The organism is Nitrincola nitratireducens (genome assembly GCF_000585235.1).
In the GTDB taxonomy this organism is placed as follows: Bacteria; Pseudomonadota; Gammaproteobacteria; order Pseudomonadales; family Balneatricaceae; genus Nitrincola; species Nitrincola alkalisediminis.
Genome location: NZ_AONB01000002.1, coordinates 294466 through 306689, shown reverse-complemented (window position 1 = coordinate 306689; position 12224 = coordinate 294466). Strand labels below are relative to the sequence as shown.

Genomic DNA, 12224 nt, shown 5'->3' with positions numbered 1-12224 from the left:
CAGTCTCAGCCTTCAACAATGCAGGCTTCGCGATTTTTTCTGACTCGCTCATAGACGTCAGTGGTGGAAATTGGGTCGTCTGGATTCATGCCCTCGCCTTAATTACTGGCGGTATGGGATTTATTGTCATTTACGAACTCATGACACCTCAAAAGCGCCTCAGTATCCACAGCCGCCTAATGATATACGGTACCCTTTTTCTTCTGATACTGGGGACTCTAGCCTTGCTTTTGTTCGAGCGTAACGCTTCAAGTTTAGGCTCAGGACTTAATCGCATTACCTCAGCCTTTTTTCAAGCAGCGACAACACGAACCGCAGGCTTCAATTCAATCGATTTAAATGAAATGAGCCATGCAAGCCATGTGTTTATGATGATCAATATGGTCATAGGGGCTGGGCCGGGTTCAACTGCAGGTGGGATACGATTCACCACCTTTATTTTACTTTTGACGGGCCTATTCGCGGTACTACAAGGTAGAGACTCTACACGCCTGTTGGGTCGAACCCTCGACGTTGAACATTTATTAAGGGCCTCTGGCATTCTAATTCTGACACTGGCACTCTTAACAGGCATTTGTATTCTATTGCTCGCATTAGAATCCGAGCAGGACCCATTAGTGGTCATTTTTGAGGTCGTATCGGCTCTCGGCACAGTGGGTCTTTCACTGGGTCTTACTGGTGATCTACAAATAGCCTCCAAACTTTTAATCATTTGTGTGATGCTGATTGGAAAGGTTTCACCTGTCTTACTTTTTACAGCACTCGCAAGCCGCCCTGAAAGACCCATTCGTTATGCAGGCGGTCGCATTGCTTTAGGGTAAAAAAATTAATCACTAATCAGCCGATACCCTATGCCCGGAAGCGTTTCGATTAAACTCGGCTGATTAGCATCTTCTCCCAAACGGGCGCGAAGACGCGCAACTAAAATGCGCAGATAATGTGTGTCGTCTGAATGCGACTTACCCCAAATGCGTTGCATGAGCTGTGACTGCGTCATCACACTTCCAGGATTCTCACTTAGACAGCAAAGCAAAGCATACTCTTTTTTAGACAAGCGTATATCGCGGCCTAAATACGTGACACGCCGTTGTGCATAATGAATAGAAAGCCCTTTACATTCAAAGCTCGAGGCTGAGATAGGTGTAGAGCGTAATTGAATTCGTATTCTAGCCAAAAGCTCCGGCACGCTAAACGGTTTAACAACATAATCGTTGGCCCCCGCATCCAAAGCCTTCACCTTGTCCGACTCTTGATTACGAACCGACAACACGATCACGGGTACTTGGCTGAACTCGCGAATCGACTGCAAGACATGCTGTCCATCAAGATCTGGCAGCCCCAAGTCTAGCAAGACAACATCAGGATTGCCCAAGCCGACTTGGGCAATCGCTTCCCGACCAGTTTGTGCAATGGCAATATCATAGCCTTGTGATTTGAGACTAATGCTCAAAAACTTAACGATTTGTGACTCATCATCGACTATCAAAATTTTAGACATCTGTATTTATCCAGCTATAGGCAACATAACGCGCATGCACGTACCCTGCGCTGAATTAAGAGGATCAAGAATCATCAACTGTCCGCCATGCGCGCCAATCATTCCTTTAGCGATGGCTAAGCCCAACCCTTCACCTGCGTGATGCTGATCCCCTCTACCGAGCGTGTTAAAAAAATCAAAAGCGCTCTCACGCAGCTCTTCAGGAATTCCCGGTCCTTTATCCAGGATGTCGATCACAACCCAATCATCATTTGAATGGCACCTCACTTGTATCTCTTCTTTCTCAGGAGAAAATTTGACCGCATTTTCGGTCAAATTATACAAAGCCTGTTCAATCAAAGCAGGATGAACGTTTACTTCCGGCAGCGATGCCAAACCTGAAAGCACAATATTGGCATCCGGAAAACGCTTGAGTACGCGCGCCCTTAGCACCTGTAAAATATCAACCAAGGCAATCGTTTGCCGATCGATTGATAAACCGCCATAGCCAAGGCGCGTCATATGTAGCAGATTTTGGATGTAGCGTTCCAAACGTTGGGCTTCAGACATAACCGAGGACAAGAGTTCATGTTTATCCTCTTCAGATAGGCTATTTTTTAATTCCAGCAGAGAAGATGTCGCCCCAATCATCGTTACTAATGGGGTTTTTAAATCATGCGACAAGGAACTCATTAACGCAGAGCGAAGGATCTCTCGATCTTTTTCAATTTCAACACGTTGAAGCGCCTGCTGTGTCGCAGCTTCTTGTTCTATGCGCTTACGCAGCTGCTGAGTTTGTTGTCCAATCATAAGGGCTACGAATAAAAAAACACCTAATGCGAGCATGTCCTCAGTTTCATTCATCACCAAGGTGAACTTGGGCTCAGTAAATAAATAATTAAAACACAGCAAACTGACAATTGCGGTACATAAAGCGGGGCCTAATCCCTGCTTGACGGCCACCAACAACACACACAATAAAAGAAGCAACAGCTTGATATGATGATGAAAGTCAGTGAACAATAAGAGCGCGATAGATGTAAAAACAGGCAATAGGCCTGAGATTAACCAAATGCCTATCTTTCGTTTGTGCAAGTGTCGGATACCTTCAAACATTCAACTCAACTCCATTGGATCTTGCATACTATGCGTTTAGTATGAAAATAACATTCACTCGTAATAACACCCTATTTTAGCCAATCAAGTACCGAACGAGCGCCGCTGCCAAAATACCAGCGCTGATCGCAACTAAAGGCTTTTTAACCACTAACATAACAACCAGAGTCGTCAGCAGTGCTAACCGAGCACCCTGGTCTCCCTCTAAAGCCATAGGGGCAACAAGCGCAACAAGCACCGAACCCGACATAGCGCCAATGAACTGTTTAACTCGATAACTAATCGGCACAAAGGACATCACAAAAACGCCCCCTAAACGGGTAGCGAGCGTCACAAATGACATAATCAGAATCACCACAATGGCACCGATACCCGCCGTTTCAATGCTCATGATTCTTCTCCATCCAGACAGCACCTAAAATCCCGCCTGCTAAGGCCCCAACAATGACATGAGTGTTTTCAGGCAAATAACGATAAGCCAGTAAGGATGAACATGCCGCCAGTATCCAAATAACCACGATGCGCCCATTTTTTTCACCACCAATTACCATGGACAGCATAAAACAGCCCATCACCATATCCAGCCCCAAGCTTCTAGGGTCTTGAATAGCACTGCCGAATGCCATACCCAACCAAGTGCCTATCATCCAAAACAACCAAAGTGCAAATCCTCCACCCAACACCAAGCCTAAACCTGGCTCGCCTCGGTTAAATGCCTGCATCGACATCGCCCAATTCGCATCGGATACCAAACACATTACCCCGTAACGCTTTGCTGGTGGTAAATGCTTAATCCAAGGATACAGGGTAGCCCCCATCAGCAAATGACGTGCATTGATGGCAAACACGGTAATCATCAGCGGGATAACCGCGACATGGGCTCCCCATAACTCCAAGGCTGCAAATTGAGAAGACCCTGCAAATACCCATGCACTCATCATCAAAATTGAGCTACTCTCTAAACCTGCCTGAGTGGCGGCCAAGCCAAAAGCCACACCAAAGACAGTGACAAACAATGAGATGGGCAAAAGTTGTTTAAAGCCGTCCCAGACAAGTTGACGATTTAATAAACATTCCTGCAACCTTGTATTGGACACGTTTGTATTTCCTAATAATTCGTTGATACACTATACGCCTAACGAACTCACTTCAAAGCGCATAATACACAAACTTACCATGCAATAACCAAATAGAAAAATACGCTCATGCGATCCCCATCAAAAGCAGTAGAACTGCCTATACAGCCTACGGATCAAAACACTTCACCAATCCATTTAACCAATGAAAGGACAGTCTATTTCTCTTGATCCCAAACTTGAGTGTGACTCGCTTTTCGGTTAAGGGTTGCACTTAAATGTTGCCGAAGTGCGTAGGAAGCCTCAACTATCTTGCCTTCTTCTAATAAATCCAGAATTTCTAGATGTTCCGTACAATTTGCAACAATTCGGTCACGGTTAACTTTCGCTTTATACTCCATTAATTTACGCATTTTATTCACACGTTGTAGTGCCATTAAAAAATAGGGGTTTCCTGAAAGCTTAATTAACTCTTCATGAAATAATGCGCCGAAGCCCAATATTTGCTCATCTGTAAAAGTCCCTTCAGGTGCACTCAAAATCCGGTTTTGTATACTTCTTTGCTCATTAATCACCTGTCGATTTAAAGTGAATGTAGGCTCCAGCAATGCAGCAGGCTCAATAGCCATACGAAAACGATACAGCTCACTAAATGCCTCTGTTGTTTTTGCCACAGCTAATAAATGCCATCCATAGCCGGCATTACGCTCAGCCCACCCTTCGCGCATTGCACGATTCATAATATCTATCGCTTTTGATTTAGTAATAGAGTAACGCTCTCTAATAAGCTGCTCAGTAACAGTTTCAGGAATAGAATCTCTCAACCAATCATTTGCTAAACAGTGATAAGGATCCGCCTCACTTAGAATTGGTGACTCACTCCATTCATTCACGTCTTCTGGTAGCACCTCACACACAAAAAATCCCTTATTTGGCTCTCGATACACAATCTTCATTCTTTCAAGCTCAACCAATGCCGCATTCACTGGAGTCCTTGAAACTTTATACTCTTCTGATATGATTTTTACATTAAGGCGCTCACCCAAACGCCTCTGGCCGGTCAAGACTTCCTGCAACAGCTGGCGAGCTAGCTTACCTGTAACACCACTATCTCTTTTATTCATTGTTTACCCTTAACTATTTCGCACCCAATACTCGAACATGTATTTTACGCTTAATCATGAAGACTAGCACACACCCTTAATTGATTTTTTAACCCTAAAAATGCAAGATACCTATTGCATCAATATATGCTTAAGGCTAAACACAATCGCTTGAATCAATAGGTCTACTAAATGAATATCCATCAAGAGACAGCAGCATATTTAAATACACTTTGGACAACAAATGAGATCTGCTCAGACTTACCCAGCCACCTAAAACCCACCACGCTTGAAGAAGGATATCGTGCTCAGGAAGCGTTTATTCATCTATCTCAATCGCCTTGTACAGGGTGGAAGCTTGGGGTAGCCAGTGAAAATCAGCTTACCCAAGCACAGTTGAACCGCCCTCTCGTTGGACGAATTTTGAGTAATCGTTGTTTTGAAAAAAACAAACACGTCGTTGTTCCTGAATCAGGAGTAATTACGATTGAAGGTGAAATTGGATTGATTTTAAAACACGACATCTTACCCAATAGGGTAGAACCTATATCATGGATGGATGTTAGCCACATTTGCCTCACCTTTGAAATAGTTCGATCACGGTTTATCAATCGCAGAGCCGTTGGGTGGCCGAGCTTCGTTGCCGACAACGTTGGCTTCGAGGCTTTAATTACCAGTGATCCACTGCCCATGATCCCTTGTGATACAATTTTAGATGAACTACTACACAAAAGTTACATTGAATTGGATGGACAGGCTATTGCTTACCCTCTTCAAGATAAAGATGGAATCAATCCTCTAACATCACTTACACATCTTGCCAATCACGCGCGACAAGAGAACATCACACTTTACGCAGGTGAGCTAGTATCAACCGGAGCGTTCTACAAACCATTTGACCTCCCTCACCGAAACCACGGTATCAGTGCAATTTATCCATGGAATACGTTCGGGTTTTCAGTTTAAAAGTAATGCAAGCTGAAAATTATTAATTAATCAACGGGTACTAGACTCGTTGATTAAAAACCATACAGACAGGGCTACCAATTGACACTTTATGCGGAGATAAACTCAATTTACCTGTATTAGGGTCGACTGAAAATGTAATAACAGAATCACTGTCCTCATTTAGAACGTATAACCAACGACCATTTGGACTCAGCGTAAAGAAGCGCGGTGTTCGCCCTTCACTACTGACAGACTGAAGCATTTTCAACATGCCGGTACGCTGATTAATCTTGAAGACTGCTATACTATCCTCTCCACGATTACTCACATATAAAATATCTCCATTATCATTTACTTGTATACCTGATGCTCGGCTATTGCCAGTATATTTTTCACAAAGAGCGCTGATTGTTTGGAAGGGTATTAGCTCCCCAGTCACTATTTCAAACTTATAGCTTGTGATTGTAGAGTCTAACTCATTAATCACATACACCCACTTATTTGAAGGATGAAAGACTAAATTTCTAGGCCCCGCCCCTTCTCGCGTTTCAATCATCCTTTTTTCTTTAGACACTAATTTTCCAGCTCTAAAAGGAAAACTAAATACTTTATCAAGTCCTTTATCTGGAACTACAACAAACTGACCAGTTCGATCAAAAGGGTTAAAGTGTGGTTTGGAAAATGGTTGCTCAACTCGATGTGGACCTGGGTTTCCTTCAAGAGTTACTATTTGCTTTAATTCACCCACCGCCCCCTCCTCTAAAATATCTAGAACCACCAAACCACTTGTAAGATGATTTGAAATGACTAAGGAGCGTTCATCAAGTGATAATGCCAAATGCACTGGATTCGTTCCGGAAACCGTCTTGGTATTAAGATGCGTTATTGAACCGTCACATGGGTCAATTCTAAATGCACTTACTTCGACTCCATCACCATGTACTGAGTATAAGAGAGAGGAATCTTTATTAGTCAACAAGTAAGAAGGATTTATCCAACCTCTACTAATAGAGCGTAAAACTAATTCTCCAGTTAGCTCATTACATTCAACGAGACTAATTCCTTCACCCCGAGCATTACGCTCCCTAGTTGTTCTAGATCCTATATATGCCAGCATGTCAAGCACTCCCTTCTAAGGGAGCTATCAAGGCCCCTTTAATACCATGGCGCTGAAGTGAACGTGCAACAAAACCTGACTCCTTCATGCGCTCAACAAAAAACCAAAGATATTCAGCTGCAAATTCCCCCTTACTTTTAGGAACACCCATTGCCTGTTTAATATTCATAAAATGCCCGGGAAGGAGCCTATGATTTGGAAAGCGCTTTAAATCAAACTCTAACTGCTGCGTGACACCTGCAGCAACTTCTGCTTCAATCTCAACAAACTCATCTACGACTGTTGGAGAAGTTGCCGCCTGAATGATGGTTGCATTTTTTAACACTCGTGTCAGATATAAATCATATGCACTCCCTTTTCCAACCACTACTCGGTTATTAAACTGATCTATCTCATCCATTGATTGAATAGGCGAAGTATTAGGTACTAAATAGCTACCAGTAATCAAAATATAAGGGGCTGTAAAATTAATCAACTTTCCTCGAAGTGGATCAATCGCAAAAAAGCCGATATCTGCATACTCCTGGGTCACTGCCTCTACTGACTTTCCAGCAGAATCAAACAGGATCATCTCTGCTGTTACTCCTAACTCTTTCGCAAACTCCTTAGCTAAATCAACAGATACACCAACCGGTTCATCTGTTTCCTTTGAGCGATTTGCTAAAACTGGATTCCCTAAGTTAATTGAAACCCTTAACACGCCTGTCGGAGCAAAATGATTTTTTAACTCTTTCAAATTCATATTCTATCCTTTACAAAAGCTACGTTAATCATCGACATCATATTGAACCACTGACAAAGGTCTGATTCAGTATCATCGGTAGAACACCGCCCACTCGAAGAAGCTCAATTTCTAACTGGGTTTCAATACCGAGTATTGCGTTGATAGTTTCTACATGACCGTTCAGACGCAGTATCTGAACCTGAACATTGCCTCGGCAGACTAAGACATGATCAGGAGCGCAGACCTTTAATCGGTCGCCAATCGCAAAGTCTAATGAATAAGGAGTTAGACCTTCTGGTAAAATCAGAGGTAAAATACCCATCCCAATTAAATTAGATCGATGGATACGCTCAAAGCTAACTGCTAATACTGCACGAACACCAAGCAATCGCTGCCCTTTTGCAGCCCAATCACGTGATGAACCCATCCCATAACGTTCTCCTGCAACAATGACAACAGACTCCCCCTTGGATTCATAGCGCTGTGATGCCTCCCAAATAGGAAGAATCTCTTTAGAAGGAATATGCATCGTATGCACTACAGGTGCCGATGGTGTGAGTAGATTTACCAAAGATTTATTGTGAAATGTAGCACGTAACATCACCTCCCAATTCCCTCGTCGTGATGCAAATACATTTAAATCGTTACGAAGCTCACCTCGCTCAACCAAAAAATCAGCAACTAAACTCTCTGGTGGTATCGCACTGGCGGGTGATATATGGTCTGTTGTTACATCATCACCCATGATCATTAATGGATAAGCCTCATACTCACCTAATAAGCTTCCACTATCAATCGATGCAAACGGAGGGCGTCTCAAAATAGTAGAGGTATCATCCCATGGAAAACATTCACCATCCGGTGCCTCTATGCTATCCCATAAAGGATTCAGCGATGCGTGTGTAAAGTCACGAATAAAGTCAATTTTGTTAACGCCTTTTGCAAGCGCATCTTTTATTTCCATTTCAGATGGCCATAAATCACTTAAATATACGGGTTTTCCTACTGAATTAATTTGAACAGGCTCACTAATCAGGTTTTTTTCGGCATCCCCAGATAGCGCGGCAATAACAACTAATGCTGGCGAAGTAATGTAGCCTAAGTCGATATCGGGGTGTACTCGACCAGGAAAATTGCGGTTACCCGATAATATAGCTACCGGCTGAATAAATCCTTGCTTATAAGACTCAAAAATCTCGTGTGTAAGAGGTCCTGAATTCCCAATACAGGTTGTACATCCAAATCCAACGATCCCAAATCCCAGTTTGTTTAAGGGAGCTAAAAGATTTGCTCTATCCAGATAGGATTGTGCTGCGGGAGACCCTGGAGCCAGAGATGTTTTCACCCAGCTAGGAACATTTAAACCCAGAGCAAGCGCTTTTTTTGCAACAATGCCAGCCGCCATCAATAATGCGGGATCTGATGTATTCGTACAACTCGTGATCGCTGCAATCGCAACAGGGAAACGAGGAATGTGTTGGTATCCAACCTGACGAGGCAACACACACGCATTCAGTGTAAGGGGTATCTCGTCTAATGTAACAATATCCTGTGGACGCTTTGGCCCTGCTGCATGATATCCAATTGCGCCCAAATCAATTTCAAGTGAAGTTGTATAAACTGGAGTCGCAATAGGATCAAACCAAAGTCCTGCAGCTTTGATGTATTTTTCAACCAACTCGACATTTTCCGCACTTCGACCAGTCTCTTTCAGGTAAGTTATTGTATGATCATCAACTGGGAAGAAGCCCGTTGTCGCACCATATTCTGGTGCCATATTTGCAATAACTGATCGCGCGCTAGCTGTCAGGGTCGAGACACCCGGCCCAAAAAACTCAACAAATTCTCCGCTGACTCCAAGCTTTCGCAACCTATGGGTTACAGTCAATGCTATATCAGAAGCTTGAACCGAGGGGGCTAACTTACCTATCAACTTAACGCCAACCACATCTGGAATACGAATCATCGTTGGCATACCAAACATTACAGTTTGAGCTTCCAGCCCTCCAACCCCCCATCCTAAAACCCCAATACCGTTAATCATAGGTGTGTGGCTATCCGTACCCAGCATCATATCTGGTATTAACCAACGTTCTTCCTCACGCTGAACAACTTTAACAACACTGGCAAGCTGCTCAAGATTAATGGTATGCATAATGCCGGTACCGGGGGGGTGTATTGTTACATTACCCAAGGCTTTTGCAGCCCACCTAAGAAAACGGTAGCGCTCATAATTTCTTCGGATCTCATGCTTCGTATTATCAGCTAAAGCAGTAGAGCTTGCATACACTTCTACCGCCAACGAATGATCAACAGCCACATCTACATGCAGGGTGGGAGTCAGTTGCTTAGCATCCTTCCCTGCCTCCCTGAGCGTATCTCGCATTGCGGCAATATCTACGAGAGCTGGTGTGCTCGTCGTATCATGCATTAATACTCGTCCTGGCTGATAGGGAACCTCTTGAGTACTCGTTCTATTCTCAAGCCAACTTAAAAACCCTTCGATACCTGATTCAAGATCTCTGCCCGATGAATATTGACAAACATTAATCAGCAAAAGTTTAAGTACCACAGGTAGTGTCTTAACTTTGCATCCAAAACCTTTTTCTAAATTTAGAAAATTAAATGACTGATTCTTTATTTTGATCTGATCTTTTAAGTGAAAGACATTGTTTTTTGTATTCATTATAAACGTTTCCTAACAAATTGTGCCTTTATCGACCAGATTATTAGCAGTAACGCCACCGTAATAGCTATAGCTGAAATAGGTCGAGAAATAAAAACACTCAAGTCACCTTTAAAAATAAGCATTGCTCTACGGAAATTCTCCTCTAGAGGCTGACCTAATATCAAACCTAAAATCAAAGGAACAACTTCTAATTTTAGAAGCCAAGCTATATATCCAAAAAAACCAAATACTAGCAAAAGATACAAATCAAATATATTGTAATGAGTACTGAAAACACCGATACAAGTAAATAATAAAATGCCTGGAAACAACCACTGATATGGGATACTAAGTAAACGAACCCAAACACCTATCAAAGGTATATTCAGAATCAACAACATTACATTCCCAATAAAAAAGCTTACAATCAACCCCCAAAAAAGTTCGGGATTATTTGTCATTACCATAGGACCAGGCTGAATACCTTGCACAATCAGACCAGCCAACAACAGAGCCATTATTGCATCTCCTGGTATCCCCAAAGTCAAGGTTGGAATAAATGCTGTTCCAACACCCGCATTATTACACGCTTCAGGTGCAGCGACTCCCTCTATAGCTCCTTTTCCAAATTTCTCTGGATTTTTTGATACTCTCTTTTCAACAGCATAAGCTAAAAAAGTTGCCATCCCCCCACCTGTACCGGGTAGAGATCCAAAAAATGATCCTATACTTGCCCCTCTGATGATAGGACTAAATGATTGTTTCCAGTCTTCTCGCGTTGGCATTTGATCACGCAATCTAAATTTCTGGTTAATAGGTTGAATATTAGGACTTCCTGCACTTCTCATAACCTCAGAAATAGCAAAAACGCCCATCGCTACAACAATAAGACCAACCCCTTCTGATAGATCAGGAAAGCCAAAAGTAAAGCGTTCAACACCACTAATGACATCCGTACCCACAAATGAAATTAAAAGACCAATCACCATCATTGCAAGTCCTTTTATTGGTGACCCATCCCCAACAGTTGAGGCCGCTACTAACCCTAACAACATCAACCCAAAATATTCAGGAGGACCAAAATTCAATGCGGCTGAAGCCAGCATAGGAGCGAACATCATGAGTAATAAAATACCAATTGTAGAGCCAACGAATGATGCGATCGACTTCATAAAAAGGGCTATACCACCTCTTCCTTTTTTAGCCATTGGATATCCGTCTAAAACAGCAACAGCTGCTGCTGGATGCCCCGGAACACCTAACAAAATAGAGCAAGTTGCGCCACCATAGTCTGCTCCAAAATACACACCCGCCAACATGATTAATGCCCCTGTTGGATCTAAGTGATATGTGAGTGGCAATAGTAAGGAGATAGTAATCAACGCACCTAATCCAGGGATTACGCCAACAAGAGTTCCTAAAAACACTCCAACCAAGCAGTACCATAAATTCTGAAGTGTGAATGCTTCATTTGCACCAATAGCCAAATGATTCAAGAATGAGTTAATAATATCCATAATTCACCAAATAATAGGAACAGTCATTTTTAGAAAAAAAACAAATATAACCCAAGAAATAAAACATAAAGCTAGAGATAAGTATAGTGACCGCTTCCAGTTAAATCTTCGATCTGCATAAGAAGATATAAAAACCAGAAAAACAGTTGATAAAATCAATCCAAAATGATTAATTGTACTAGCAAAAACAAATACAGAAATCCCAACAGGCAACACCTTCCTTAAATCAAAAACTCGATCCTCTTTATCTTCTTTGTTTTTTAATTGAGAAATAATAATTGTAACAAAACCCAAAAAAGCCAATAAAACAGATAAATAAAATGGCATGTAACCAGGTCCCATACTGCGAAGAGTGCCCATTCTATAATTAGAATCAACATAAATCGCAATAGCAGCACCAATTAAAACCAGCAAAAACCCAGAAATAAAATCTCGTGAAAAAGTCATCGAAGAACTCCTTGGTATAGGCACTGCAACA

12 protein-coding genes are annotated in these 12224 nt (G+C 42.4%); 2 read left to right on the top strand and 10 right to left on the bottom strand.

The features are described from left to right. Positions 1-821 (top strand): potassium transporter TrkG (locus D791_RS03945; protein WP_036508037.1); only part of this gene is annotated, 821 nt, incomplete at its 5' end. Between the two features lie 5 nt (positions 822-826). On the opposite strand, the gene D791_RS03940 is transcribed toward D791_RS03945, so the two are convergent. The 5 genes from D791_RS03940 to D791_RS03920 form a co-directional block, all read right to left on the bottom strand. Further along, complete coding sequence (locus tag D791_RS03940) at positions 827-1498, bottom strand: response regulator transcription factor (RefSeq protein WP_036508034.1); 672 nt, start codon at positions 1496-1498, stop codon at positions 827-829. A gap of 6 nt (positions 1499-1504) precedes the next feature. Continuing rightward, positions 1505-2593 (bottom strand): sensor histidine kinase, encoded by a 1089-nt coding sequence (locus D791_RS03935; RefSeq protein ID WP_051514143.1) that lies wholly within the window; start codon positions 2591-2593, stop codon positions 1505-1507. A 76-nt stretch (positions 2594-2669) separates the two neighbouring features. Further along, positions 2670-2984, bottom strand: a complete 315-nt coding sequence (locus D791_RS03930; RefSeq protein WP_036508031.1) for an AzlD family protein — start codon at positions 2982-2984, stop codon at positions 2670-2672. Beyond that, on the bottom strand, positions 2974-3690 hold the full coding sequence (locus D791_RS03925) for an AzlC family ABC transporter permease (protein WP_051514141.1): 717 nt from the start codon (positions 3688-3690) through the stop codon (positions 2974-2976). The genes D791_RS03930 and D791_RS03925 overlap by 11 nt, the downstream gene beginning before the upstream one ends. A gap of 197 nt (positions 3691-3887) precedes the next feature. Then, a complete protein-coding gene (locus D791_RS03920) occupies positions 3888-4793 on the bottom strand; it encodes a GntR family transcriptional regulator (RefSeq protein ID WP_036508028.1) in 906 nt (301 codons plus the stop codon). A 171-nt stretch (positions 4794-4964) separates the two neighbouring features. Here D791_RS03920 and D791_RS03915 point away from each other — a divergent pair, with 171 nt between their 5' ends. Further along, complete coding sequence (locus tag D791_RS03915) at positions 4965-5738, top strand: hypothetical protein (protein ID WP_036508026.1); 774 nt, start codon at positions 4965-4967, stop codon at positions 5736-5738. A 40-nt stretch (positions 5739-5778) separates the two neighbouring features. Here D791_RS03915 and D791_RS03910 read toward each other — a convergent pair whose 3' ends face one another. Genes D791_RS03910 through D791_RS03890 form a run of 5 tightly spaced genes read right to left on the bottom strand, consistent with a single transcriptional unit; the run spans position 5779 to position 12193 of the window. Continuing rightward, positions 5779-6837, bottom strand: coding sequence for a lactonase family protein (locus tag D791_RS03910; RefSeq protein ID WP_036508023.1), 1059 nt, complete (start codon positions 6835-6837; stop codon positions 5779-5781). Position 6838: 1 nt separating this feature from the next. Further along, positions 6839-7579, bottom strand: coding sequence for an ABC transporter substrate-binding protein (locus tag D791_RS03905; protein ID WP_036508020.1), 741 nt, complete (start codon positions 7577-7579; stop codon positions 6839-6841). A gap of 37 nt (positions 7580-7616) precedes the next feature. Then, positions 7617-10247, bottom strand: coding sequence for an aconitate hydratase AcnA (acnA, locus tag D791_RS03900; RefSeq protein ID WP_036508018.1), 2631 nt, complete (start codon positions 10245-10247; stop codon positions 7617-7619). After that, positions 10247-11746, bottom strand: a complete 1500-nt coding sequence (locus tag D791_RS03895) for a tripartite tricarboxylate transporter permease (protein WP_036508017.1) — start codon at positions 11744-11746, stop codon at positions 10247-10249. Before D791_RS03895 ends, acnA begins: the two co-directional genes overlap by 1 nt. A gap of 3 nt (positions 11747-11749) precedes the next feature. Then, the gene (locus D791_RS03890) at positions 11750-12193 is read right to left on the bottom strand and encodes a tripartite tricarboxylate transporter TctB family protein (protein ID WP_036508014.1); all 444 of its coding nucleotides are present in this window, start codon (positions 12191-12193) and stop codon (positions 11750-11752) included. Positions 12194-12224 lie beyond the last annotated feature (31 nt).